At 61.2% G+C, this 24765-nt stretch carries 29 protein-coding genes and 1 tRNA gene; 18 read left to right on the forward strand and 12 right to left on the reverse strand.

Going from position 1 to position 24765, the window contains the following annotated elements:
- Window positions 1–6: 6 nt before the first annotated feature.
- Both KY495_RS10730 and KY495_RS10735 read right to left on the reverse strand, forming a co-directional pair.
- The gene (locus tag KY495_RS10730; RefSeq protein WP_219883616.1) at window positions 7–480 is read right to left on the reverse strand and encodes a GNAT family N-acetyltransferase; all 474 of its coding nucleotides are present in this window, start codon (window positions 478–480) and stop codon (window positions 7–9) included.
- On the reverse strand, window positions 480–884 hold the full coding sequence (locus KY495_RS10735) for a rhodanese-like domain-containing protein (protein ID WP_219883617.1): 405 nt from the start codon (window positions 882–884) through the stop codon (window positions 480–482). The genes KY495_RS10730 and KY495_RS10735 overlap by 1 nt, the downstream gene beginning before the upstream one ends.
- A gap of 94 nt (window positions 885–978) precedes the next feature.
- Between KY495_RS10735 and ftrA the strand changes: the two genes are divergently transcribed.
- The 3 genes from ftrA to KY495_RS10750 all read left to right on the forward strand — a co-directional run bounded on the left by ftrA (window position 979) and on the right by KY495_RS10750 (window position 4732).
- Window positions 979–1938 carry a transcriptional regulator FtrA gene (gene ftrA / locus KY495_RS10740; protein WP_219883618.1) on the forward strand — a complete coding sequence of 320 codons (960 nt, stop codon included), beginning with the start codon at window positions 979–981 and terminating at the stop codon, window positions 1936–1938.
- A 110-nt stretch (window positions 1939–2048) separates the two neighbouring features.
- The gene (locus tag KY495_RS10745; protein WP_219883619.1) at window positions 2049–3281 is read left to right on the forward strand and encodes a putative DNA modification/repair radical SAM protein; all 1233 of its coding nucleotides are present in this window, start codon (window positions 2049–2051) and stop codon (window positions 3279–3281) included.
- On the forward strand, window positions 3281–4732 hold the full coding sequence (locus KY495_RS10750) for a UdgX family uracil-DNA binding protein (protein ID WP_229518576.1): 1452 nt from the start codon (window positions 3281–3283) through the stop codon (window positions 4730–4732). Before KY495_RS10745 ends, KY495_RS10750 begins: the two co-directional genes overlap by 1 nt.
- Before the next feature lie 17 nt (window positions 4733–4749).
- Here the strand turns inward: KY495_RS10750 and KY495_RS10755 are convergent, their stop codons facing one another.
- Entirely contained in the window at window positions 4750–6093 is a 1344-nt protein-coding gene (locus tag KY495_RS10755) for a S41 family peptidase (protein ID WP_219883621.1), read from the reverse strand.
- Between the two features lie 250 nt (window positions 6094–6343).
- On the opposite strand from KY495_RS10755, the gene KY495_RS10760 reads away from it, so the two are divergent.
- Both KY495_RS10760 and KY495_RS10765 read left to right on the forward strand, forming a co-directional pair.
- Window positions 6344–7561, forward strand: a complete 1218-nt coding sequence (locus KY495_RS10760; RefSeq protein ID WP_219883622.1) for a sensor histidine kinase — start codon at window positions 6344–6346, stop codon at window positions 7559–7561.
- Window positions 7558–8307, forward strand: coding sequence for a LytTR family DNA-binding domain-containing protein (locus KY495_RS10765; RefSeq protein WP_219883623.1), 750 nt, complete (start codon window positions 7558–7560; stop codon window positions 8305–8307). The genes KY495_RS10760 and KY495_RS10765 overlap by 4 nt, the downstream gene beginning before the upstream one ends.
- A gap of 59 nt (window positions 8308–8366) precedes the next feature.
- Here KY495_RS10765 and KY495_RS10770 read toward each other — a convergent pair whose 3' ends face one another.
- The gene (locus KY495_RS10770; protein ID WP_219883624.1) at window positions 8367–10904 is read right to left on the reverse strand and encodes a TonB-dependent siderophore receptor; all 2538 of its coding nucleotides are present in this window, start codon (window positions 10902–10904) and stop codon (window positions 8367–8369) included.
- Window positions 10905–11258: 354 nt separating this feature from the next.
- On the opposite strand from KY495_RS10770, the gene KY495_RS10775 reads away from it, so the two are divergent.
- From KY495_RS10775 to KY495_RS10800, 6 genes are all read left to right on the forward strand, one after another.
- Window positions 11259–12281, forward strand: coding sequence for a TraB/GumN family protein (locus KY495_RS10775; protein WP_219883625.1), 1023 nt, complete (start codon window positions 11259–11261; stop codon window positions 12279–12281).
- Between the two features lie 219 nt (window positions 12282–12500).
- Entirely contained in the window at window positions 12501–12923 is a 423-nt protein-coding gene (locus KY495_RS10780; RefSeq protein WP_219883626.1) for a hypothetical protein, read from the forward strand.
- A gap of 271 nt (window positions 12924–13194) precedes the next feature.
- Window positions 13195–13268: transfer RNA gene (locus tag KY495_RS10785), tRNA-Gly, on the forward strand.
- Between the two features lie 207 nt (window positions 13269–13475).
- On the forward strand, window positions 13476–13883 hold the full coding sequence (locus tag KY495_RS10790) for a type II toxin-antitoxin system RelE/ParE family toxin (protein ID WP_219883627.1): 408 nt from the start codon (window positions 13476–13478) through the stop codon (window positions 13881–13883).
- A gap of 1 nt (window position 13884) precedes the next feature.
- Window positions 13885–14295, forward strand: coding sequence for a helix-turn-helix domain-containing protein (locus KY495_RS10795; RefSeq protein ID WP_219883628.1), 411 nt, complete (start codon window positions 13885–13887; stop codon window positions 14293–14295).
- On the forward strand, window positions 14292–14756 hold the full coding sequence (locus tag KY495_RS10800) for a hypothetical protein (protein ID WP_219883629.1): 465 nt from the start codon (window positions 14292–14294) through the stop codon (window positions 14754–14756). The genes KY495_RS10795 and KY495_RS10800 overlap by 4 nt, the downstream gene beginning before the upstream one ends.
- Here KY495_RS10800 and KY495_RS10805 read toward each other — a convergent pair.
- Complete coding sequence (locus tag KY495_RS10805; RefSeq protein ID WP_219883630.1) at window positions 14746–15444, reverse strand: tyrosine-type recombinase/integrase; 699 nt, start codon at window positions 15442–15444, stop codon at window positions 14746–14748. The two genes, KY495_RS10800 and KY495_RS10805, sit on opposite strands and share 11 nt — an antisense overlap.
- A gap of 116 nt (window positions 15445–15560) precedes the next feature.
- On the opposite strand from KY495_RS10805, the gene KY495_RS10810 reads away from it, so the two are divergent.
- The 6 genes from KY495_RS10810 (at window position 15561) to KY495_RS10835 (ending at window position 18584) form a co-directional block, all read left to right on the forward strand.
- Window positions 15561–15797 carry a hypothetical protein gene (locus KY495_RS10810; RefSeq protein ID WP_219883631.1) on the forward strand — a complete coding sequence of 79 codons (237 nt, stop codon included), beginning with the start codon at window positions 15561–15563 and terminating at the stop codon, window positions 15795–15797.
- Window positions 15794–16330, forward strand: a complete 537-nt coding sequence (locus KY495_RS10815; protein ID WP_219883632.1) for a glycoside hydrolase family 108 protein — start codon at window positions 15794–15796, stop codon at window positions 16328–16330. The genes KY495_RS10810 and KY495_RS10815 overlap by 4 nt, the downstream gene beginning before the upstream one ends.
- The gene (locus KY495_RS24220; protein ID WP_267876172.1) at window positions 16327–16455 is read left to right on the forward strand and encodes a hypothetical protein; all 129 of its coding nucleotides are present in this window, start codon (window positions 16327–16329) and stop codon (window positions 16453–16455) included. The genes KY495_RS10815 and KY495_RS24220 overlap by 4 nt, the downstream gene beginning before the upstream one ends.
- Window positions 16456–16457: 2 nt before the next feature.
- The gene (locus tag KY495_RS10820) at window positions 16458–16805 is read left to right on the forward strand and encodes a hypothetical protein (RefSeq protein ID WP_219883633.1); all 348 of its coding nucleotides are present in this window, start codon (window positions 16458–16460) and stop codon (window positions 16803–16805) included.
- Window positions 16806–16853: 48 nt separating this feature from the next.
- Window positions 16854–18331 (forward strand): IS3 family transposase gene (locus KY495_RS10830; protein WP_374040954.1). Its coding sequence is split into 2 segments (ribosomal slippage): window positions 16854–17279 and window positions 17282–18331, totalling 1476 coding nucleotides; the frame shifts between segments, so codons are not numbered across the junction.
- Window positions 18332–18440: 109 nt separating this feature from the next.
- Window positions 18441–18584: a hypothetical protein gene (locus tag KY495_RS10835; protein ID WP_219883634.1), complete on the forward strand. Its 144-nt coding sequence runs from the start codon at window positions 18441–18443 to the stop codon at window positions 18582–18584.
- A gap of 63 nt (window positions 18585–18647) precedes the next feature.
- Here KY495_RS10835 and KY495_RS10840 read toward each other — a convergent pair whose 3' ends face one another.
- The 5 genes from KY495_RS10840 to KY495_RS24380 form a co-directional block, all read right to left on the reverse strand.
- Entirely contained in the window at window positions 18648–18956 is a 309-nt protein-coding gene (locus KY495_RS10840; protein WP_219883635.1) for a hypothetical protein, read from the reverse strand.
- Between the two features lie 24 nt (window positions 18957–18980).
- Entirely contained in the window at window positions 18981–19805 is an 825-nt protein-coding gene (locus tag KY495_RS10845) for a hypothetical protein (protein ID WP_219883636.1), read from the reverse strand.
- Between the two features lie 138 nt (window positions 19806–19943).
- A complete protein-coding gene (locus KY495_RS10850) occupies window positions 19944–20294 on the reverse strand; it encodes a hypothetical protein (protein WP_219883637.1) in 351 nt (116 codons plus the stop codon).
- Between the two features lie 52 nt (window positions 20295–20346).
- The gene (locus KY495_RS10855; RefSeq protein ID WP_219883638.1) at window positions 20347–20550 is read right to left on the reverse strand and encodes a hypothetical protein; all 204 of its coding nucleotides are present in this window, start codon (window positions 20548–20550) and stop codon (window positions 20347–20349) included.
- An 82-nt stretch (window positions 20551–20632) separates the two neighbouring features.
- Window positions 20633–20908: a DUF4224 domain-containing protein gene (locus tag KY495_RS24380; protein WP_219883639.1), complete on the reverse strand. Its 276-nt coding sequence runs from the start codon at window positions 20906–20908 to the stop codon at window positions 20633–20635.
- Window positions 20909–21623: 715 nt separating this feature from the next.
- Between KY495_RS24380 and KY495_RS10865 the strand changes: the two genes are divergently transcribed.
- A complete protein-coding gene (locus KY495_RS10865) occupies window positions 21624–21881 on the forward strand; it encodes a hypothetical protein (RefSeq protein ID WP_219883640.1) in 258 nt (85 codons plus the stop codon).
- Between the two features lie 98 nt (window positions 21882–21979).
- Here the strand turns inward: KY495_RS10865 and KY495_RS10870 are convergent, their stop codons facing one another.
- Both KY495_RS10870 and KY495_RS10875 read right to left on the reverse strand, forming a co-directional pair.
- Window positions 21980–23368 (reverse strand): pitrilysin family protein, encoded by a 1389-nt coding sequence (locus KY495_RS10870; RefSeq protein WP_219883641.1) that lies wholly within the window; start codon window positions 23366–23368, stop codon window positions 21980–21982.
- Window positions 23368–24684 carry a pitrilysin family protein gene (locus tag KY495_RS10875; protein WP_219883642.1) on the reverse strand — a complete coding sequence of 439 codons (1317 nt, stop codon included), beginning with the start codon at window positions 24682–24684 and terminating at the stop codon, window positions 23368–23370. The genes KY495_RS10870 and KY495_RS10875 overlap by 1 nt, the downstream gene beginning before the upstream one ends.
- Window positions 24685–24765 lie beyond the last annotated feature (81 nt).

Genomic DNA, 24765 nt, shown 5'->3' on the forward strand with positions numbered 1-24765 from the left:
GGCCGATCACGGCAAGTGCCGGATCCAGCCCTCCCAGGCAGTGTCCTGCCGGGCGCCGAAGGCGCGATAGAACGCCTTGGCGGCGTGATTGTGAGGCAGCACATCCCACTTGATACGCCCGCACCCGTGCTGGTGCGCCTGCGCCAGCACGCCAGCCATCAGCGCCTGGCCGATGCCTTGCCCGCGCGCTTGCGCCAGCACATACAATTCCTTGAGTACGAGGCTGGGCCGCAGGTCGAAGGTGAACGGCAGCAAACAGGTGACGGCGTACCCCAACAGCGGGCCGTTGCCCGCCTGCGCCACCAGCGCTGCGAACTGGGGCGAGCCGTCAGCCTGCAGGCCACGCGCGAGCAAATCCTGTTCCGTCACCCGGAACTGCGCGCTGTAGCCCTCGAACACGGCCAGCTCGCGCATCAGGGCAAGCAGGGCAGGGCTGTCGCACGCAGCGGCTGGGCGCACCGTGCAGCCGGACGGCGGCATCAGGCCGCCGCCGGCAGCTGCTTCAGTGCAAAGCCTTCGTCGATCCATCCCGTGATCCCGCCCGGCATGGTCTTGACGGCATGGCCCAGGCGCGCCAGGCGAATCGCCGCGCGGGTCGCGCCATTGCAGTGGGGGCCGGCGCAGTAAGTCACGAACAGCGTGCCGGCCGGGTAATCGGCCATCTTGGCGGCCACGATTTTCCCGTGCGGGAGGTGGACGGCACCGTCGATGTGGCCAGCTGCAAACTGCGCCGGGCCGCGCACATCAAGCAGCACGAAATCCCGGGCGCCGCCCTGCAGGGCGTGGTGGACATCCCAGCAATCGGTCTCGTGCTGCATGATGGCCTCGAAATGCGCCAGGGCGTGGGCGGGGCTGGCGGCGGGTATGTCGGTAACGATGGACACGGTCATGCTCCTGTAGTGGTTGACGAGCAGATTATCGGCGCCGGCCGCCGGCGGGGGTAGTGGCGCAAACGCCAATCTCCGGTAACATGACGCCATGAACCAGCATCTTGTTGTGGCCCTTGCCTACGATGGCCTGTGCACGTTTGAATTCGGCTGCGCCGTGGAAGTATTCGCGTTGGCGCGCCCGGAACTGGGCGTGGCCTGGTATGACTTTGCCGTGTGCGCAGTCGAGGAAGGACCAATCCGGGCCGCCGGCGGTATCACCATCGATGCCCCATATACCCTGGCGCTGCTGGAACGGGCCGACACCATCATCATTCCCGGCTGGCGCGACCCGGACCAGGCGCCGCCGGCACCCTTGCTGGCGGCGCTGCAGGCGGCGGCGCAGCGCGGTGCGCGCCTGTGCTCGATCTGCTCGGGCGTGTTCGTGCTGGCCGTGGCGGGCCTGCTGGACGGGCGCGCCGCCACCACGCACTGGCGCTACGCGCGCCAGCTGCGCGAGCGCTACCCGGCCATTGAGGTACAGGCCGATCTGCTCTACGTCGATGGTGGCCAGATCGTGAGCGCGGCCGGCTCGGCGGCCGGGCTGGACATGCTGCTGCACCTGGTGCGGCGCGACCACGGCGCGCGCATCGGCAACCTGGTGGCGCAGCGCCTCGTGGTGCAGCCGCACCGCGAAGGCGGGCAGGCGCAGTTCGTGTCGCGCCCCATGGCGCCGGACCAGGATGGGCGCCTGGCCGCGCTCATGGCGCGGGTCCGGGCCGAACCGGCCTTCCCTCATACGCTCGCGTCCATGGCGCGCGCTGCCGCCATGAGCACGCGCACCCTGCAGCGCCAGTTCCAGGCTGCCACCGGCATGGCGCCGGTCGACTGGCTGATTCGCGAGCGGGTAGCCATTGCCAGGGATTTGCTCGAGTCGCCCGGCCTGCCGCTGCCGCGGGTGGCCCAGCTGGCCGGTTTCGGGTCCGAGGAATCGCTGCGCCGCCATTTCCGCAATCTGCTCCATACCAGCCCCGGCGCCTACCGCAAGCGCTTCGCGGCCCCGCCGCCCTGAGTCGTCCGCGCCACATTCTGGCCATCCCATCGCAGCCGTGCTGCGCCCGCGCCCGGCGTGGTGTACTATACTGTATGGGCATACAGTAATCAGGACAAAGGCCGGACACCATGGAATTGATGGACAAGCTGGAAATTCTCGCGGACGCGGCCAAATACGACGCTTCCTGCGCCAGCAGCGGGGCGCCCAAGCGCACGTCAGAAGGCAAGGATGGCATTGGCGCCACCAATGGCATGGGCATTTGCCACAGCTATACGCCGGACGGGCGCTGCGTGTCCCTGCTCAAGATCTTGCTCACCAATTTCTGCGTGTACGATTGCCAATATTGCGTCAACCGCCGCACTTCCAACGTGCCGCGTGCGCGCTTTTCCGTCGACGAAGTGGTCAAGCTCACGGTCGACTTTTACCTGCGCAATTACATCGATGGCCTGTTCCTCAGTTCCGGCATCATCCAGTCGTCCGATTACACCATGGAGCAGCTGGTGGCCATTGCACGCCAGCTGCGCGAGGTCCATCACTTCCGCGGTTACATCCACCTCAAGACCATTCCGGACGCGGACCCGGCCCTGATTGCCGCCGCCGGCAAGTATGCCGACCGGCTCAGCGTCAATATCGAGCTGCCGACCGAAGGCAGCATCGAGCGCCTGGCGCCTGAAAAGAACGTCCATACCATCAAGCTGGCCATGGGGTCCATTCGCCGCAAGCTTGACGAAAAGGCGGAAGAACCCAGGTCGCCCACCTTTGCCCCGGCCGGGCAGAGCACGCAAATGATCGTGGGCGCGGACGCCAGCGACGACAAGACCATCCTGTCCACCGCCCAGACCCTGTATGGCAGCTACAAGCTCAAGCGCGTGTATTACTCGGCCTTCAGCCCCATCCCGCAAAGCCCGGGCACGGTACCGCTGGCGCCGCCGCCCATGCAGCGCGAGCATCGCCTGTACCAGGCCGACTTCCTCATGCGCGGCTACGGCTTCCAGGCGGGCGAACTGTTGCCTGCCGCCGGCAACCTGGCGCTGGACATCGATCCCAAGCTGGCCTGGGCACTGTCGCACCGCGAACATTTTCCGCTGGACTTGAACATGGCCGAGGAAAGCATGATCGCGCGCGTGCCCGGCATTGGCCTGCGCAATGCCAAACGCCTGGTGGAGCTGCGCCGCCTGCGCCGCATCCGCTACGCCGACCTCACGCGCCTGCGCTGCAGCATGAAGAAAATCGCGCCCTTCATCGTCACGGCCGACTACCGCCCCGCCGCCGATACCACCGCCTCGGAAGTGCTGCGCCGCTCCATGGCCGAACATTCCCCCAGACAGCTCGATCTATGGGCGGAACTGCAGGCAGCCTGATGAGCGGTTCAGGCGCCGCCGCCACCGTGGCCGCAGGCCGTCCGGTGCTGGTCCATTCGTTTGACGAGTGGCGCACGGCAGCGCGCGACCTGCTCGGCCATCACGTGCCGCCGCATGCGGTGCAGTGGATTTCGCAAAAAGACGGCGGCGACCTGTTTGCGCATGCCGAGGAACCGCAAGGCGCGCCCGCAGTCAAACGGGGAAGCCCCACGGTGCGCATCTCGCGCAAGCTCATGGACATGCTGCAGACGGCCGCCTGCTGCCGGGTGCCCAACCGCTGGGCCTTCCTGTACCTGGTGCTGTGGCGCTGGCAGCAGGGCGAGCACGATGTCATTTCACCGGCCGACGAAGATGGCGCCAAGCTGACGTCCATGGTCAAGGCAGTCAAGCGCGAGGAGCATGACATGCATGCCTACATCCGTTTTCGGGAACGGCACGAACAGGCCGGGCCACCGCGCTTTGTCGCCTGGTTCGAGCCCGGTCACGATGTGCTGCCCCAGGTGGCGCAGCACTTCGCCGCGCGCATGGGGCGCGTCACCTGGATGATTGCCACGCCCGAGGCCAGCGTCATGTGGGATGGCACCACGCTGCACAGCACCGGCCCCCTCATGCGCGGCCCGGAAGACATCGATGACGCCGGCGAAGCGCTGTGGCTCACTTATTACCGCAGCATCTTCAACCCGGCCCGCCTCAATGCCGAACTCATGCACGGCCATATTCCATCGCGCTTCTGGAAAAACCTGCCCGAGGGCGCCATCGTGCCCGCAATGGTGACGCAGGCCGCGGCCGGTGCGCGCAAGGTGGGCCAGACCCGCAGCGTGGGCGAGCGCGGCGGCACCGTGATTCCCATTGCGCCCGACAAGGCCCAGCCCCAGCGCGATACCCCCAGCACGCTTGACGCCTGCCGCCGCTGCGAGCTGTGGCAGGATGCCACCCAGGCAGTGCCGGGCGTGGGGCCGGAGACGGCCGCCATCATGCTGGTGGGCGAGCAGCCGGGCGACCAGGAAGACCTGGCCGGCGAGCCGTTCGTGGGGCCGGCCGGGCAGCTGCTTGCGCGCGCCATGCAGGATGCGCAGGTCGAGCGCGGCGCCATTTATCTCACCAATGCGGTCAAGCACTTCAAGTGGGAGCCGCGCGGCAAGCGGCGCATGCACAAGACCCCGGCCCAGCGCGAGGTGGAAGCCTGCAGCTACTGGCTCGACAGCGAGCTGGCCCAGGTGCAGCCGAAGGTGATCGTGGCGCTGGGCAGCACGGCGCTCAAGGCCGTGACGGGCAATCCCCATGCCACGCTCAAGGATGTGCTCGGAAAACCGTTCATGCACCAGGGCCGCTGGATCGTGACGGTCTACCACCCGTCCTACATCCTGCGGGTGCCGGGCGAGGACATGAAGGCCCAGGCCTTTGAGGTCATGGTGGCCGGTTTGCGCGAGGCGCGGCAGCTGGGGCTGTGATGGCGCGCCAGCAGACTTTACTGCGCCGCCTGCCGGTGATGCCACGCCAGCAGGGCGTCAATCAGGCCGCGCCGGTTGACGGGATCATCGGGCAAGACGATATCCGGCGCCAGCAGGGGCTGGGCCTGGGGTCCTGCCGGACGTTCCAGCACCATGCGCGGCACCACCAGTGTCAAGCCTGAATGCGGCAGCGTACGTACCTGGGTGCCACCGCTTTGACGCGTACGCGCATAGCCGCGCTCGCCCACCAGCTTGCCAAATCCAAAGTCCTGCATCACATTGGCAAACAGCACGGCCGATGAATACGTCATGCGTCCCACCAGCACGTAGGTCTGTCCCGTGAAACGCAGCGGATTGGCCAGCTCCGGCGGATGCCACTTGTGATGGTCGGCGCGCACCACGCTGCCCAGGGCTTCCGCGGCGCTGTCGCGCCCGGCGATGACTTTCTTGATATAGCTGGAGGTGTGGCGATAAGGCTTGCTGGCCAGATACGGCAAGATACCCTCTTTCCACAGAGCGTCATCGCCGCCCCCGTTCTGGCGCACGTCAATGATCAGCACGGTGGCGCCGCTTGCCTGCATGCGGGCAAAGGCCGCCCTGGTAAAGGCCAGGAAGCGCCGGGGATCTTCCGCCATGAAGGCGCTGACGGTTAGCAGCGCCGCGCCGCCTGGCAAGATATCGAAGCGGAACAGATGCTCAAAGTCTTCCTTGAGGGCTTCGGGCAGCGCGCCGCTGGCCGCGACCTGGACCAATCCCTTGCCCGCGATTTCGATCTGGAAGCTGGGCGGGGCACCAAACATTTTCCAGTAGGGGAGCCACATGCGCCACGACAAATGATTGGCGCGAAAGCCTTCGCTGTCGCCGGCTGCGCGGGCCAGGAGCGTGCGCACCACCTGCTGCGCAGGCTGCCCGTTGATGCGGGTGATCGCAGCGCCCGCGTAGGCGGTGCTGCCGCCGCCGAGCGCGCTGCGGATGCGCAGCGTGGCATCGGGTTCGACCACCACTTCGAACGGAAACAGCTTGCCGCCTGCATCCAGATGGGCCCGCGTCTGCCCCATGACGTCGGGCACGGTGACCTGCATATGGGCGTCCGCAAAGGCGGGGTTCAGCGTGGCGAACGCGGCCCATGCCTGCTCGCGCGACAGCGGGACAGTGAGCTGCTCGCCGACGCGCGCCATGGCCTGCGCAATATCGCCGCCCTGGCCGGCAAACCCTGGGTCGGGATGGATCAGGGCCATGTGCGACTGGATCTCCGCCAGGTCTTCGCCCAGCTGCGCGGCGGACAACAGCGGCGTCTGGCCGACGGCGGGCGGCGCCGGCAGTGACAACAGGGACAACAGCAGAAATACGGTCAGGCGCATGGAGGCTTTCGAAAAGGTTGTCAGAACCGTTTAGCAATTGCTGTGCCAACGGCTGAGGTAGACTGCTGCCCTTGAGCCGGCTGGGCGCGGGCACGGTGCCAGCGTCCGCGGTCGTCCGCGCCGCAGCCCGCGGACGGCCGCGCGCGCTTCGTGCTTCATACCCGCGGCGCCGCCGTTCGTCGCCTTGAGCGTGGCGGCCCGGCGGGAACGCCGTACAGTGGGCGCCTGATCGAACCGAACGGAGAATGACATGTGGAACAAATTGGTTGCGCGCCATCGCCGATGGGAACAAGACAGCATGCGCATGCTGGAACGCCCCGGCGACGCCGCCACCCTGGCGCCCGGCCCGCGCCAGCGGATGCATGCCAAGGTGCCGAAGCTGTCCGACATCGAACGCATGCAGCTGCGCAACTTCATTTACAAGTACCGTGGATGGCGCTCGTATGCGTGGATCGCGGCCATGATGATGCTGTGTTCCCTGTTTGGCGTGCTCGTCCATTATTTCATGCCGGACCGGAAACTTATCAATACGATCGTGGTGGCCAATCTGGGCGGTCTTGGCATCGCGTTGAGCTTTGTCCTCTCCTGGTTCAACTACCGGCAGCTGGCCCGCAAGCCGGCCCGCGTCGGCTTGTTCATGGCCGCCTGCCTCGCGGTGGGCGTTCTCGTTGGCGCCGCCTTGCGCGGCATGGAGCGGGGCCTCACCCTGAGCGAAGTGCTGAATTCGGAGTCGGTGCAATTTTCCCTGGGACTGGTGGCCGGCACCCTGTCGATCATGGTGCCGCTGGCCATGATTGCCATGTGGCGCAACCAGCAGTACGAAGCCCTGACCGCGACAATGCAGCTGGAAGCGGAGCGCGAACGCTCGGCGCGCATCATGAGCGAATCGCAGCTGCGCTTGCTGCGAGCCCAGATTGAACCGCATTTCCTGTTCAATACGCTGGGTGCAGTCCAGCAACTGGCACAGGACACGGCGCCGCGCGCGGCCGAACTGACGGCCAACCTGATTGCCTTCCTGCGCTCCAGCCTGGACGGCATGCGGCGCGATACAGTGACGCTGCGTGACGATTTTGCGCTGGTGGAAGCTTACCTCCAGGTCATGCAAATGCGCATGGGAACACGCCTGCGCTACCGGCTGGATCTGCCCGCCGCGCTGGCGGCGCAGGAAGTGCCCAGCATGATGCTGCTGACGCTGGCCGAAAATGCCATCAAGCATGGCCTGGAACCGGCCCTGCGCGGGGGCGAGATGACCGTCAGCGCGGCGCTGGAACAGGGCGTGCTGCATCTGTCGGTGCGCGACAGCGGGGTGGGCCTGTCTGCCCAGCCCGGCAATGGCGAAGGGCTGGCCAATATCCGCCAGCGCCTGCAACTCGCTTATGGCAACGCGGCCAGCCTGGCGCTTACCGAAATGGACGCCGGCGGCGTGGCAGCCGATATCCTGTTACCTCTCGAGCGGACCAGCGCATGACTACCAGAATCCTGATTGCCGAAGATGAACCGCTGATGCGCGAACGCCTGCTGAGCATGCTGGCAGCGCAGTGGCCCGCGGCGCAAGTGGTGATGACAGCCGAAAATGGCGTGGATGCCTGGGACGGCTACCTGGAGCACGAGCCCGATGTCGTGTTCCTTGACATCCGTATGCCCGGCCTGTCCGGACTGGAAGTGGCGGGGCGCATCGGCAAGGGCGCGCACGTGGTGTTCGTGACCGCTTACGACCAGTACGCGATCGATGCCTTCGATGCCGGCGCCGTCGACTACCTGCTCAAGCCCGTGGAGCCGGAGCGGCTGGCGCGCGCCATCGAGCGCATCCGCGCACGCCTGGCCGCCCCGCCGGCCGACCTGGGCGACCTGCTGCGCCACCTGCAGGCGCGGCTGCCGCAGGCGCCCACGGAAAAGATGAAGTGGATCAAGGCCACCGTGGGCAAGCAGATTCGCCTGATTGATGTGCAGGATGTCCTGTTTTTCCAGTCCGACACCAAGTACACGCGCATCGTGCTGCGCGACTACGAAGCCCTGGTAAAGATCCCGCTCAAGGACTTGCTGGCCGGCCTGGACGCCGAGCTGTTCTGGCAGATTCATCGCGCCACGGTCGTCAACGTCAAGGCCATCGGCGCCGTGGAACGGGTGGATGCGGAGCGGCTCGAAGTGCTGGTGCGCGGCAGCAGCGAAAAGCTGCCGGTCAGCCGTACCTTCGCCCACCTGTTCCGCGACTAGGAAACAGGCGAAAAAAAAGCCAGCCGACAGCGGCTGGCTTGCTGCAGTGACGCTGGTGCTTAGAAGCGATAGCTCAGTGCCACGTTGAAAATGCGTCCCAGCTGGCTGAAATGCGAACCGTCATAGGTGGTGATCGGATAGCGGCCGTTAAAGGTGATCAGGTCCGACTGCTCCTGGCGGAAGGTGCCATAGTCGACAATTGCCGTGCTGTCCAGCTTGGCCTGGCCGGCTGCATTGAGCGCCTTGAACTCCCACTTCGGTTTGACGTCAAACACATTGTTCACATTGAACGTGAGCGTCATGCGCTCGTTGATGTTGTAGTTGATCGCAAAGTCGGTCACGGTGCGGGTCTTGAACTCGGTCTTGAGGTCGGGGTCAATGCCGGCCTGGTAGAACGTGGTCGGGCCGAACACGGTGTTGTTGAGCGAGAAGTTCACCTTGGCATAGTCCAGGTCGACGCCAATGATGTTCTTGTGCTTGGGACGCGAGGTGAAGATCAGCGCTTCCTGGGTCACGTCCAGCACCGACTGGCCCGAGGCCGCCACGTCAGGGATATCGTTGACCTTGCCCTTGCGCTCGTTCTTGAGCGTGTAGTTGCCGGACCAGTTAAAGGTCGCCTTGCCGCCGGCCAGGCTCATGTTCTTGCGCGAGAACACGTAGTCGACACCGGAAGTCTTGCTGTCGAGGGCATTGCTGAAGTAGCTCAGCGATACGAGGTCGAGCGTGTCCAGCGTGGCGTCCACCTTGCTGCCCGGGATGGTTGGATCGGTACGATAGATCTCGTTACCCAGCACGATCCGGTCTTTCATCTCGATATTGTAATAGTCGAGCGTCATGCTGGTATTGCGGTCCGGCTGCACGCCCAGGCCCAGGGTCAGGCTCTTGGACTTCTCGGCCTTCAGGCGTTCCACCTCAAGCAGGCGGGCCGCCGGCGAAACGTTGTTGACCAGGCCCGACACCTTGATGCCTTCACCGGCCACGAAGGAATATTGCGCCTTCTGGGTATAGATCTGGTGCAGCGACGGCGCGCGGAAGCCGGACGACAGCGAACCGCGCAGGGTTACTTTATCGTTGAGCTTGAAGCGGCTGCTCAGCTTGCCCACGGTGGCATTGCCGAAGTCGCTGTAGTTCTCGTAGCGGCCCGTGATATCGACCAGGAAACGCTCGGTGATGTCGATGTTGCTGCCGACATAGGCGCCATAATTGCGGCGATTGAAGGTGCCTGCGTTGCGCGCCTCGTTGCCGACATACGAGTCGGCGCCGCCGTTTTCGTAGGATGCCGCATCGCCGGCCTCGACTTCAAACTGTTCCCAGCGCGCTTCGGCGCCGTAGTACACATTGACCTTGTCGGTGATTTGCTTGCTCAGGTCGGCATTGAACACGGTGTGATAGAAGTTCACGCCGCCGCCGCTGAAGCTGGTGGGCGACGCCGCGCCCATGCGCTGGTTGACGGTATTGCCGACCAGGTAATTCTGCTCGTTGCCGCCAAAGGTGATGCTGATGTCCGAAGACCAGCCCATCATCTCGCCCTTGATGCCGGCGGTGCCGTTGAAATCGGTCAGCTTGCCGTCAAGCGTGGGGCCGTAGCCGATGTAAGGGGAGCCCGCCGGGGTCAGCTTGCCCGAATCGGTGGGCTGCCAGTAAGGGGTGCGGTAGTTGGCGAAGCTGTTGACATCCTTGCGCATGTAGGCAAAGTTACCGTAGGCGCGCTGGCCATCTTCCAGGTCGATGCCCGCGTTGACCAGGATCTTGGCGGCCTTGGTTTCGGGCGAGCCGTTAATGTTGCGGCCGTCGGGATACACATCGAGGAAGCGCCGGACTTCTTCCTCGGACACGCCAAAGGTGGCAGCTTCGCCGCCCACGCTCAGCGGACCGGAGCGGCTGGCCAATCCCACCTTGGAAACGTCGAGGGTGTAGTTGACGAAACCGCGGCCGTTCAGGCTCATGCCATTGTTGATGCTGATGGCGCCCATCTTGCCGTCGCCTTCGCCCGTTACACCGGCACGCAGGGTCATGGCGCCTTCGGTCGGGCTGTCCTTGAGAATGATATTGACCACGCCGGCAATGGCGTCCGAGCCATACTGGGCCGAAGCGCCGTCACGCAGCACTTCAATGCGCTTGATGGCGTCCGGCGAAATGGCGGAAATATCGGAGCCGCTTTCACCGCGGCCCGGCGAAGTCTGGGCATAGACGAGCGCGCTGGAATTCTTGCGCTTGCCGTTAATGAGGATCAGGGCGCGGCTGGGGCCCATGTTACGGATTTCGTAAGGGTCGAGCATGGAGGTGGCATCGTTAACCGGGGTCTGCACGGTATTGAACGATGGGACGCGGAAACCCAGCGCCTTGTCCAGGGTGTACTGGCCGCTCTTGGTGAGTTCCTTGGCGGCCAGGATATCGACCGGTACGGCCGCGTCGACCACGGTACGCTGGGAACCCCGGCTGCCGGTGGCGACAATGGTGACTTTCTGCACATCGTCAGTGCTCGCTTCGGCCGCAACTGGTGCCGGCGCTGCTTGTGGCGCGCTCGTGTCCTGGGCGGCGGCGACGCCGCTGCAAAGCATGAGTACTGCGATGTGAATGGCTGTTGCTTTTGTCATGAAATTTCCTTAGGCAATACGTTCTCGAAAAAAACCACATGGTTGTTATTGCGCCTCTGTGTGCGCTTGAAGCCATGGCGGGTTCGCCGCGCACGCTTCTTATTGTTGGCACCATCTCCGCCATTACTCGACCAGACACTGATAGCCCGTGCCTTCCCGTCAAGGTATGTCCATTGCCGCTAACAATGTATAGACACCTAGAAAAGTTGGCAATCCATTCCTTGTGTCGCTTTCAATAAGTGCAGAAATACAACGTCAGGCAATCGATAACAGTTACCAATTATTACTCCTCGAAAATGACTTCGTGCTTTAACATATTGACTACATTGCAACCATCTCGAAGGCCGCGATCTCATGAAATGTCTTACCCTTGGATGTACCCTGGCCCTGGCCTTAACGGCAGCGTCGGGCCAGGAAAATGTCGTTCCCTCAGCAAGCCAGTCGCAGGGTCAGGATGCGACGGCGGAAGTTGCCAGTGGCACCGTCACCGTGATCGGCCAGCGTCCCGGCCCAGGTTTGTGGAAGGTGAGCAAAGGCGACAATGTGCTGTGGATTTTCGGTGTGTACAGCCCGCTGCCCACCAAGATGGAATGGCGCTCCCAGCAGGTCGAGGCCGCGATTGCCCAGTCACAGGAATACCTGCCGCAGCCCGGGGGCGGCGTATCCGTCGGCATCTTCAAGGGCTTGACCTTGCTGCCTCATGTGTTTGGTCTGAAGAAGAATCCCGACGGCGCGACCTTGCAGCAAGTGCTGCCGCCGGATGTGTATGGCCGCTGGAGCGTACTGAAGGCCAAATACATCGGTGAGAATGCAGGAATCGAGCGCGAGCGGCCATTTTTCGCCGCGCAAACACTGCTGCGCACGGGTCTCCAGCGCGCGGGCTTATCCAATGGCAGGGAGGTGACGAAAACGATCAGCGCGCTGGTTAAAAAGCATCAGGTCAAGGTAACGCCCGTCTTCATCAAGATCGACGCGGCCGATCCGGCGCAAATGATGAAAGACTTCAAGAAGTCGCCCATGAACGATGTGGCCTGCTTTACCGAAACGCTGAACCGGATCGAGGGCGACATCGGCGCCATGCACGCACGGGCAAACGCCTGGGCCCGCGGCACCTTGTCGGCCATTGAAAAGCTCAGCTATGCCGACCGTGAACTGCCTTGCGACAAGGCGATGCGGGAAAACGAGGCCATCAAGAACATGGCTGCGTTCAAGGATCTTGATGAGCGCATCCGGAACTTGTGGATGGCCAACGCCGAGCGCGCCCTGACGCAGAACAAATCCACCTTCGCCGTCTTGCGGATGCAAACCATCCTGGACGAAAAAGGCTATCTGGCGGCACTGGAAGCGAAGGGTTACCAGGTCGAGCGTCCCGAATAAGAGCCCAAAATATGCATGCTGCAAATTCGGCAAAACCGAGGCTGTGTACATGGGAAGTTGGATGAAATGCGGAAGGTGGCAGCGATTGCCTTCTTCTGCTTTGCACCCCCTATGCAAGGGAAAAAAGCTGCCTATAGTGAGAAGGCGGGCAGGTTTTTTTACCGCCGCCCGGGATATGCATATCGCATACCGGATCACATGCACACCAAGGGGAAGAACATGAAAAAGCTGTTGATGATGATGCTGCTGGGCGCTGTTGCCGTGCCCGCGCTCGCGCAGGACCTGACTGCGCCGCAAGAAGTGACGGTGCGCGGCTACCAGATCGATTTGCCCGTCAAGACCTACCGCCTGTTTGCCGAAGAGTTCGGGCAGTACAAGGGCGGCTATGATCTGTCCAATGGCCAGTCGATGGTGATGGCCCAGACTGGCCGCCGCATGTACGCCAAGGTTGGCGAAGGCCAATTTCATGAACTCGTTGCCGCCTCGCCTGGGGTATTCGTGGCACGCGACCGCACCTTGAAAATCACGCTGCAGCACGACAAGTTCGGCGCCGTGACGGGCGAACTGCTCATGGTCCCGCCAAACGCCAGTATGGCCGCCAACACCCCACTCATCAGCATGCGCATGGTTGCTGCGCGCTAGTCAAACCCGTCCCTCCCGCCGCGGCTGCCCAGCCGGACCAGCGTTCCGCGCCTTGCAGTACACGGCAGGAGACGGTTCTATTCCTGCCCTTTCCGATCACGCACAGCCGGGATGCCACTGCCGGTCCATTCGTGCGCAAGAACGCTCACGCCCCGGCGCCCTGAGCGCATGGCCGACGCCGCTTCTGATGTCCCTTGCTGCAATGCGGATGCTCGTTTCCCACGTTAGAAATTTGTCAAACCGCGGCTTACGCGCGTAGAATACGCGTGACGCGGGTGTAGCTCAATGGTAGAGCAGAAGCTTCCCAAGCTTACGACGAGGGTTCGATTCCCTTCACCCGCTCCATAGGAGAGAGCGGGTGGTTTTTGGCTTCCTCGCGCTCCACAAAACTCAACGCGCTCCACAAAACTCCCACTGACATCTCCCGGGGGGGCGGCTTGAGTGCTCTCTCGGACCTATGCCGTGGTATATTGGTTGTCCAAGTGAAATGATGCTTGACCTATCCCCAACAACCCTGCATAGTCTTTGCACATAACCTAAAAGTTATATACAATGGTCAGCCTCCTCCTCACACCATCCGCGCAAAACGATTTAGAAGAGTTATGGGATGTTGATGAGGACAGCGCTGCGGAAATTGAGACGGCGCTGGAGGAAATTTCGTGCGACGCGACGCTGATGAGTCGCTTGACTGAGCGGCGCTTCCGCAACGTTGATACGCCGGCCTTTGATGCAGATAGATTTGTTAGCTTATGGCAAAAAGGTTTGAACCTCTACCGTCTAAAATTCTGGGACTGGCAGGGCAGCGTGGTTCCGTATCGTGTAATCTACGCTCACAACCCGACAACAGACACGATGTATGTTCTAGCGGTCGTTTCAAGGGACTTTAATTATGATATCCAACACCCAATTGTCACCAGAGTTCGCGCAGAGTACGAGCGGCTGGGTCTTCCAAGTTACTGACATGTCGGCCAAGACGGTAACTGGCCTTATGTACACCAAAGTTACGTTCGATATGGCGCCGCCGGCAGCGACTCACTCTACCCATGGGGTCTCGATCGGCGCACTCGTTTCGCAACGGGAGAAAGATCCGCGAAAGGCAGCGGCTTATGCTCGTGCTCGCCAAAAGATTGCAGGTCGTTTGGCAGGTGAAGAGCCTAGCTTAGCTCAGTTGCGCCTTGCGAAAGGGATGTCACAATCTCAACTGGCGGAAGCCATGGGCAAGAAGCAGCCGTACGTAGCGCGACTAGAGAGCGGAAGTAATGACGTTCAAATGTCAACAATTGAGGCCATCGCTAAAGCCCTTGCCCTTCCTGCTGCGGATGTCTTTGTGGCAGTGAGCTCAGCTCGTCGCAAACAGGAAGAGCAAGCATGAGCTACTTCTGCCCACGCTTCATTCATACGTTGTACTGCGACGACGTTAGGCAGGAGGTCGGCGGCAAAATGACTTTCGTGGGGGCGTATCAGAGTCAAATGCTCGCAGAGCAGCCAGGGGAGTTGACATTACCCAAACTGTGCATTGTACTAACTGCGCAGACTCCACACGAGCAGCCGTTCCAGAAGATGCTGATTAAGCTCTTTCGAGATGACGAGATTTTGCAGCAGATGGATGTGCCCGTTATGGAGCAGTTGCCTGTAAACGTTTCCGATGGCAGGCCCGCGAACTTTGATGTCCGGGGCATAATTATTACTTTACAAGGTTTAAAGTTCGAAAAAAGTGCCGTTCTTCGCATTCAAGTTGAGACAGAAGCCGAGGTCCTGTCGGCCCCTGGTTTTCAAGTCACGCTTAAAAACGAGGGGGCCACCCAGGCTAGCCAGGATCAAGTTATTTCGTAGGGTCCACGATCTTCCCCCTGCGCAGGTAGTGTCTCTGCGTTGTCTTCACACTGTCATGTCCAAGCAGATCGCTGGCGGCCTGGTCGCCGCGATCGTCAGACGTGTCATCTGCGGCTTTCGCCCGCAAATCGTAAAACCAAAACGCTTTGATGTCCTGGGCCAGCGCCGGTGTCGCCGCGGCCGCGTCGTCGCGCGCGCGGTCGAAGTGGTTGCGCAGTACGGCTGGCGTCATGCGCTTCCCATGCATGTTGACCAGTAGCGCCGCAGTGACGATGTTGTAGCCGGCCTTCCGTTCCTCGATGCGCTTCACCAGCTCGGCCAGGCGGCCGCTGATCACGATACGCAGCGGTTGCTTGGTCTTCTCCTGCGTGACGATAAGATGCCCCTCGATAATGTCGTGCTCGGTCATGCGCAGCGCGTCAGCAGGGCGCTGGCCGGTGAGGTAGGCCAGGTCCATGGCGTCGCGCAGCGGCGCGCTGGCGTGCTTGTACACGGCCGCATAGACGGCGTCCGTGATGTAGACGGTCCGCTTGGCCAGCGAATACCCTTTGATGCCTTCGCACGGGTTGGGGAGGTCGGTATAGCCCCAGCCGCGCGCATGGTTCCACATCGTCGAGAAGAGGCGCTTGCAGCGGTTTGCCGTCGTCGGCTTGTCGCTGTGGTCGTCCAGGAACTGGCGAATGTGCATCGGCTTGATCTGGCCCAGGGGCGCTGTACCTCGACCTGGCGAAAGCGAAAACGCCAGAAGACCGTTTCGAGCTCCTGATTGAGCACGTCGCAAAGCTGTCCTTCGACATGCACACCATGAAAGGGAATATGCAGGCCAGCAACCAGATGAACAAGATGATGCTGGATGGGCAGGAGCAGCTGGCCTCCCTGATTAAGAAGCTCGACGTGGACAAGATCGTAGAGCTGATTGCTGCGGTCGACAACATGAAGGGTGGCGTGCGGGTGCTGGGCTGGCTCGAGCGGCCGGCCAAGTGGGTCGCGGCCATCGGCGCGGCGGTGGCGGTCATCTACTCGATCTGGAATCCCAAATGAAGATTATCGACGACCTGATCGCCCGAGAGGGCGAGTACAGCGCGCACCCGGCGGATCGCGGCGGCCCCACGCGCTGGGGGATCACCGAGGCGGTGGCGCGCCAGCGTGGCTACGCCGGCGACATGCGCGCGCTCCCGCGTGAGTTCGCCGCCGCCGTCTACACGCACGACTACATCAACAAGCCCGGCTTCGGCCTGGTGCTGGCCGTGTCGCAGATCATTGGCGAGGAAATGATCGATACCGGTGTGAACATGGGCGTGAGCCTGCCCGGCGCCTGGCTGCAGCGAATCCTCAACGCTATGAATCAGGAAGCCCGGCTGTTCCCGGACCTGGTGGTTGACGGCGCAATCGGGCCGGCGACGATCTCGGCGCTGCGCTCGGTGCTGGCAAAGCGGGGCTACTCCGGCGAGGTGGTCATTGCGCGCGCGCTGAACTGCCTGCAGGGCGCCCGCTACCTGGAGATCACCGAAAAGCGCGCGGCGAATGAGGCGTTCTTCTATGGATGGATGCTCAACCGCGTGGGAATCGCATGACCTGGCTCACGCACGGCATCGCCGTCCTGTTCGGCATCTGGGTCGGTATCGCCTTCGCGCTGTGGGCGGTCGACATGGCCCCGGACGCAATCAGCAAAATTCTCACTCACACCCCGAAAGGTTAATCATGGCACCACTTATCACCCTGGCACTTAAGTTGGCCCCGTTCGCCCCGGGCATTCTCAAACTGATCACCGGCAACGACAAGGCCAGCGAGGTGGCCACCCACGTGATCGATATCGCCAAGGTAGTGACCGGCGCGAAGGAACCGGATAACGCGGTGGCCATCATCAAGGAAGATCCGATTCTCGCGCTGCAGTTCAAGCTGGCCATGGAAGATCGCCATCAAGCGCTGGCGAACATGTACCTGGTGGACACGCAGAACGCCCGGGCCCGTGACGTGCAGCTCGCCTTGGCTGGCCAGAAGAACCACCGCGCCAACGCCCTGGCCGCCGGCCCCCCTGTGCCAATATAACTTGAGACACCTACCCGATTAATTTAGAGTACAGCAGTAGGTCCCCAAATGCACAACCGAAAGCATCAAATTAGCACTCCAGTAGCTCCCCCGGACACCACCGACGTGTCGCCTTCCGAAGCGCAACGGCCAGACCCCGAGGTCGTCCCCACTGCCAAGCGGCGCGCTTTTTCCAAGGCCGAGAAACTGCGCATTCTGGCCGCCGCTGACGCCTGCGTGGCGCCCGGCGACATCGGCGCGTTGCTGCGTCGGGAAGGCATCTACTCGTCCCACCTGGCGACGTGGCGCAAGCAGCGTCAAGCTGCAGGCGAGGTCGCCGCTCTGGAGCGCAAGCGCGGCCCGAAAGCTGATCCCGCTGCCGCCCAGACGCGGCGCGTGCTGGAGCTGGAAAAAGAAGTAGAACGCCTGCGCGCGAAGCTGGTCAAGGCCGACTTGATTATCGACGTCCAAAAAAAACTTTCCACTCTGCTGGGTCTGAGCACCAGCGACACACCGAGCGAGCCGAAGTGATTAATGCCGCCAACAGCCTGGGTGAGCAGGTCGGCCTGGCCGCTGCGTGTCGCGCCTTGCGTCTGCCACGCAGCGCCCTGTATCGCGACCGCGCCGCGCGCCACATCTGCCTGTTGCCGCCCCCTGTCGCGACAGCACCAGCGAGGCGGCCTCCGCTGGCGCTGTCGGAACTGGAGCGCCGCGTCGTACTTGACGTGCTCAACAGCCCGCGCTTCGCCAATTGCGCGCCTGCAGCCATCCACGCCCAGTTGCTCGACGAAGGGCGCTATGTGGCCTCGGTACGCACCATGTATCGCTTGCTGCAGGGCTGCGCCGCCGTGCGCGAGCGGCGCAACCAACTACGCCATCCAGAGTACGCCAAGCCCGAGCTGCTGGCCGTGGTGCCCAATCAAGTCTGGAGCTGGGACATCACGAAACTGAAGGGGCCGGTCAGAGGAACCTGTTTCCATCTGTACGTCATACTCGACATCTTCAGCCGCTACGTCGTCGGCTGGATGGTGGCCGAGCAGGAAACCGCCGAATTGGCCGAGCAACTCATCGCCGACACCGCCGCTAAGGAATGCATCTCGCCGGGCGCGCTGACGTTGCATGCCGACCGAGGCAGCAGCATGCGCTCTAAGCCAGTGGCCACGCTGCTGTCCGATCTGGGCATCGCCAAGTCGCACAGCAGGCCCTACGTCTCCGACGACAACCCGTACTCGGAGGCGCAGTTCAAGACCATGAAGTACCAGCCCGGATTCCCAGCACGTTTTGGCTCGCTGGCTGACGCGCGCGCTCACTGCGCCACGTTCTTCACTTGGTACAACCAGCAGCATCGCCATTCCGGCATCGGAATGATGACGCCCGAGAGCGTCCACACCGGTCGCGCGATCGAAGTACGCAAGCAACGACAAGCCACTCTGGCAGATGCATTCCAGCGCACGCCGAACCGTTTCAAACACCGCATGCCGCAGCCGCAGAAGCTACCAACGGCAGCATGGATTAACCCACCGGCGATGGAGACGAAAGCTGCCTGAGATCCGAGATTTAGACTCTCACCAATTCAACCAGGTGTTTCAAAATCATTGACACGCTCCGGGCGCGCTAGTCATCTTCTGCCTGTTTATTGTCGTTTGGCAGAGTGCGATGGATGACTTCGCCAAGGCCACGATCACGCTGATCCTGGGGCGCTCACTGGGTTGGATCGAGCAGATCTTCTCGTTCGAGTTCGGCACCACGCGCGGAAGCAAGTCGAAGGACGAGACTATCAGCAGACTAAGTGGAAGCTAGTTTTCAAGGCTTGCTTAGCCTTCAGGAGCACATCAATTTAGTCTCGGACGACTGACTACGGAGCTATTCAAACATGTTAAGGGCTTGTTGCATAGCTCCAGCGTCTGCCTTTACAAATGTGTCCTCAGGGTGATCCCGGAGATGAGCCACTTTGATCGCCAAGAGCTCTTGCAGTTTTTGTCTCGCAGGTGGGTATTTAGTCGCTAGACCTCCCCACGCGAGAAATCCGTTTGCGCGTCGGAACATCTCCGAAGACAAGTCGTTGCGATTAGGGTTGTCGTGAAGCCATACGAAATGGCGGAGCGCACCTTCAAAGTCGTTAGCTTCAAAGGCGCTTATTGCTTGTTTGAATACGGCTTTAAGCTCGTGCATGACCCACTCCCCGCCAAAAATAATCTACCAAATGTAATTGAACCAATCGAGCCAGGACCAATCTCCATTCTCGCAGCTACGTAGACATCTCGCGTAGTAATCCATGTTCTTGGATCTGCACCGTGCGCTCTCAACGGGGCTTAGCATTCGGCAGCCCGCGTCCATATCCCTTTTAGCGTCTTCACAAACATCGTCCTTACACTCTTCCGGAGTCTGCTCACCGCCGCCGCTGCCGCCTTCTTCTGGGATCGCCCCGACGTCGCCGATCACTATACCACCATCATATGGCGGCACGTAGGTGTCCTCCAAGACGCCACCGCCCGTGCAGATTTGGATACCGTCCTGCCCAGTATGGCAATCCCACATTGGGGTAGAAATATCGTCGCTTAAACTTGGTGTCCCTGCCATGGTCTGAACTGCTGGGCCGGAAGTCACACTATTTTCTCGTACGTCCTGAGGGGTGGCTAATTCTTGATGCCGCTTCGATACGGGTGGTTTCAACTGAAGAAAAACTTGGCCGCTCAGCGCTTTGATCACGTTGAATTTATGGTCGCCCTTCAGTTCCACGTCTTGAATTTCACCATCCGGGAGGATAACGTAATCTGGTTGCCCATCTTCGTCGTAACGGATTCGTGTTGTTCCTCCAAGTTGGTCGACGACTCTAGAAAGCCTCTTTCCAGAATAGAAATAACGGTGCATGTAGTCGCTGCTTTTTACGGCGACTACTGTGCCGCGTTTAACGACGACTACTTGAAGGCTACTTGGTTTTACTGTCGCGGGCGCGGCTATCGCGCCGGTTACTAATGCGGCTGAGGTGAGCAGTCCTGCGACGACCATACTTTTGAACATGAGATGACCTTAAATAGACTATTGTTAATAAGCCAACAATACGGGCGTGCTTATACTATTCTTAACATTTCTATTAGTCAAGTCAGGCTTGCTAAAATTTTAAGGGGCAGAGTCTTGAGTTGGCTTTTGGTACATATTCTAGCGGTGGCCCTGCTGTTGGGAACGCAGCAAGATGGCAACAAGCTCGCGAACGACTTTCTTTTGCTGGAGATCTAGTAAGAGGTAGTCGCTGAAGAGTAACTGCTCTTCTCTCTTCTCTGGAGACCCTGGCTCGCCAGATCCGGCGCGACCATGGCCGGCTTCACCGAAACGGAGCCAGGCGGCCGACACCCCAGCCCAGTCTGCCAAGACCTGCAGTCGCGCCTGGGTCGGAAGAGATTCGCCCATCAGCCATTTGCGAACCGCGTGGACGGTAATTGGTGGCTCATCGCTATGGGCATTGAACTGGTGGGCCAATTCTATATTCCCTGTTACGCCCATTTGATCCATCACCTTTTTAGACGGGCTGCGAAGCCGGCGCGTTCCTGGGCGTTTGACTGGCTCATGCGCTTCCTCCAGTCGGGGCAATGTCGAAAGCAACTTCAATTTGTTCAGGCGTGCCGACTGCAACGTAAACTTGGGGATATGTGCCCGGTACCGGAACCAGGAGTGTTTGCGCGCCCCTGTGACGGGTGAGTTCAAGCGCGGCCTCGATGAGATCGGCGTCCAGTTTTTTGAGCCTTGCGGCGAAGAATCCGTTATCCATGTGCCATGGTAGCCTACTCCCTATCTACCAGCGCTTTTCGACGACTAAAGAGTCATCTCGGGTGGACAGACCACTTGGCCGACTATGCCTTTTTGGGGGTGCGGAGCCCTGGCGGAATCCAGTTCCCTTTCTCGTCCCGGTGCTGAAGTTCAAGAAACGCAGGCGCCGTTACTTTGACCCGCGCCGGTTCCGATGGTGGCCTAAGACCTTCGATGGCGCTTCTCGGTACAACTGGCAAACCCTGTCCGTTTATCCAAAATCGCATGCCGAGGGTTCGGAGGTGCTGAATTTGCTTTGTCTTCGTTTTCCAGCCTGTGAGTTCTGCGACCTCGTCGCGCGTCAAGAAAAGGTCACTCATCGGAAAGCGCGGCGGGCAATGCTTGCGAAATCTTATGCCGGGTTTCCGGCGGGTTTTGGCGCAGCCAAGTTTTGCACGCCTCCAAGTTATAGCGCTTAGAGCGCGCGCCCACACGAACGAACGGAAGACCCTCGCTCTCGAGGCGGCGGACGGTCGATTCACTTACGCCCAGCGCGGTGCAGATTTGCTGTCTATTCAGCTCCAAGTTCGCTCCACAAATGCTTTTTGAGGCCTGCTGTTGCGGGCATTATAGCGCGCCGTACTTTGCCAGTTGTGGAGCGGTTTCCACCCATAGGGCCCGGCACTCCGGGATTTATGATACGGCTTCCCAAGCTTACGACGAGGGTTCGATTCCCTTCACCCGCTCCAGGCGCAAAGACTTTTTCGCACTTTCATCCGCCTCACAATATCCCATCGTTCCGCAATCGCTACTGCGGGTGACTACTTACATGTTGGTTGAGTAAATCGCCACCGCGCAAACGGATTGGCTGCCGTCGCCTGCGCACTCGTCATCTTCAGAGTGTTTTCAGACCGTTCATTGTCGACCGGCCTGGCGCGATGCACGAGTCGCCAGCGCCACAGCACCTTGGTCCTGGGCGCACTATTGCCTGGACCCTCTAGATCTCAAAACCTTGCCTTTGACATCGAGCAATAAACGCGTAAGATGTTTCCATGCGTCAAATGAAGTTTCTGTGTGCGTGGAAATGAGATAAATATGCTAACAATGATAGCCGTAATTTGGCTCTGCCTTTTCGCCTTGTTGGCATGGTGGGTCGTCTTTGGCCGTGCAGCATGGCGCAGCGATATCACGCGGCTCTCAGATGATGAGCTTGCTTATCAGGCAGACCTGGCTGCGGGTTTTTGTGAAAGCGAGAACCCTTATCACGATGAAATCAGCCGCCGCTTCATGCTTGAGCAAGCAAGGGCTGGTGCGGCCGCTGTCTGCAGCACACCTCGGCCGGAGCAGGGATGATGGTGTGATTTCCCGCCTCCATGCTGCGCAGCCAGATCCGGCTGCAGACATAAAAAAGCCGCATCCTTGAATGCGGCTTGCTCGTTTTAATCACCAGCTTACTTTGCCACCGGCCCGAATCCGTCGGCGTTGATATCGAGCTCCGTCACCTCACCATACGCTGCCGCGATCGGCCGGATCGCGTCCGCCTTGCCGATCAGGACCATCTGCAAGTTCTTGCGTGGGAAGTGGCGCTCGGCCAGTGCCTTGGCACGCGCCGGCGTGAGTGCATCAACATCGCGCATGAAATTGTCGATCTGTTCCCGTCCCACGTTGGAGACAAACATGTCGCCCAGGAGCGAGGCAAGCTGGCTACTGGTCTCGAAGCGCGGCGGGTACTGGCCCTTGACGTAAGCCTTGGCCGATTCCAGCGTCGCTGCATGAATGCCCTTGTCCCACAGCCGGTTGTAGGTCTTGAGCGCCAGTTCGAGCGCCGGCTTGGTGTTGGGTAGCGCGGTGAAGCTGGAAATGCCAAATACGCCCGTCTGCGAGAGGGTCGCAAACTCGCTTCGCGCCCCGTAGGTAAGGCCTGAATTGACACGCAGTTCGTCGTTCAGCCACGATGTAAAGCGTCCTCCCATGACCGTATTGAGCACCTGCAGCGGTACGTAGTCGGGATCGTTGCGTGCGATGCCGGGGCCGCCGATCATGAAGGTCGTCTCAATGGCATCGGGCTTGTTCACCAGCCAGACGCGCGCCTTGTCCGCGTTGACTTTGCCATTGTCCTGCGTCTTCGGTGCCGGCCCGGTGGCGCGCCAGTTCGCATACAGCGATGCGATGCGCGCCTTCATATCGGCCGTCTTGAAGTCGCCCACCACGACGATGGCCGCGTTGTCCGGCCGGTAGTAGCGCTGGTGGAAGCCCTGCACGTCCTGCTGGCGCAGCGCCGTCATCGACGCGATGGTGCCGCGTTCAGGAATGGCGTACGGCGAGCTGCCAAACAGCATGCTGTTGTAGTAAGCCTTGACCACATTGCGCGGCGCTTCCTTTGCCTGCGACAGGCCAATCAGCCTGCGCTTTTGCAGCTTGGCCAGTTCGGCCGCATCGAACGAGGGCGAGACCACCATCTCTGCCAGCAACGGCATCAGTTCCGCTGCATCCTCGCGTGCGAAGTCGGCATCGAGGGTCAGCTGTTCTGCCGATCCAGATGCGGCGAGCATGGCGCCGCGGAAGTCGAACGCCTTGTCAATGTCAGCCTTGCTGTGCTGGGTGCTGCCAAGCAGGGTGGCGTCTGCCGTCAGCGTGGCCAGCCCAGGCTGGGAGCCATCGTTGACGGAACCCGCCTTGACGACCGTGCGCACGGCAATGATGGGTGCCTCATGGCGCTCCATCAAGTACACGGTCAACCCGTTGGGAAGCTTGGTGGTTTCAAAAGCCGGCAGGCGAAATTCGGCGGCACCGGCGTGCGCCGCGACGGCCAGCAGGCCTGCGCTAACAATCATCTTCATTATTCAGGTTCCTTTGCTGCCAGCACGCCCACGGTGCGCTGCGATTTCACGAGATACTTGGCCGCTACTGCCTGGATGTCGGCACGAGTGAGCTTTTTGAAGTTCGCCGGTACTTCATCGAGTTTCCGGTAGTCGCCAAAGAATGTCTCGTACCAGCCGATGTTCTGCGCCTTGCCGTTGATGGTTTCAAGTTGACGGTACAGGTTGACCAGCTTCTGGTTCTTTACCTTTTGCAGCTCTTCTTCGGTCACGCCATCTTTACTCACGCGGGCGACTTCTGCCAGCAACGCCTGCTCCAGGCGCGCCGGGGTGACTTGGTCAGCTGCCACCGCGTACACGGCGAACAGCCCGGGGTCGAAGCCGTCCGAACCGGATGCGCCAACCGAAGTGGCCAGCTGCTGCTCTACCAGTGCCTGGTACAAGCGCGAGGTTTTTCCTTCTGCCAGAATGCTCTGCAAGACTTCCAGCGCGTAGTAATCGGGGTGGTTCGCCTGCGGGGTCTTGTAAGCCACCATCAGGTTTGGCGACGTGGCCGAGGCCTTGGTCACGAACAGGCGGCGCTCGCCGGTCTGCGGCGGTTCAACCGTGCGTACCTTGGGCGGCAGGGCGCGTTTTGGAATGGCGGCAAAATACCGGGTTGCCAGGCGCTTGACCTCGTCGAACTTGACGTCGCCCACGATCACGGCCACCGCATTATTGGGCGCGTAATAGGTCTTGAAAAAACTCACCAGGTCGTCCTGGGTCCAGGCCTTGATGTCCGACTCATGACCGATCACCGGCCAGGAATAGGGATGCGCCTGGAACGCCACGCCAGACACTTCCTGCGACAGCAGGCGGATGTTCGAGTTTTCCAGGCCCGTGCTGCGTTCGGACAGCACCACGCCACGTTCACTCTCGACCAGCTTGGGATCGATGGACAGGTGGCCAATGCGGTCACTCTCCAGCGCGAACACGGTTTCCAGCGATGCGGCCGGAAACCAGTCCTGGTACACCGTCACGTCATTGCTGGTGTAGGCGTTGTTGGAGCCACCCTTGGCTTCCAGCGTGCTGTCAAACATCTTGGGGCCGTACTTTTTGGACCCGTTGAACATCATGTGCTCGAAAAAGTGCGACAGCCCGGTGGTGCCCGGCTGCTCGTTGCGCGAGCCGACCTTCCAGAAGGTGTACATGTTCGCGTTGGGGATGGCGCGGCTTTCCAGCACGATGAATTTCATACCGTTGGGCAGGGTAAAACTGCGCGCATCGGCGCTGACGGCCGCTTGGGCGAGCGAGGCGGCGCCGAGCATGATGCTCGCTGCCAGAACTTTCCACTTCATGTGAAGCCTTTCGATGGGAGCACGGGATAGGCGGCAAGAATACGGCATTCCCGCCAAAAAATCATGCATAAAAACATACAT

Origin of the sequence: Massilia sp. PAMC28688 (assembly GCF_019443445.1) — a bacterium.
Lineage (GTDB): Bacteria > Pseudomonadota > Gammaproteobacteria > Burkholderiales > Burkholderiaceae_D > Telluria_A.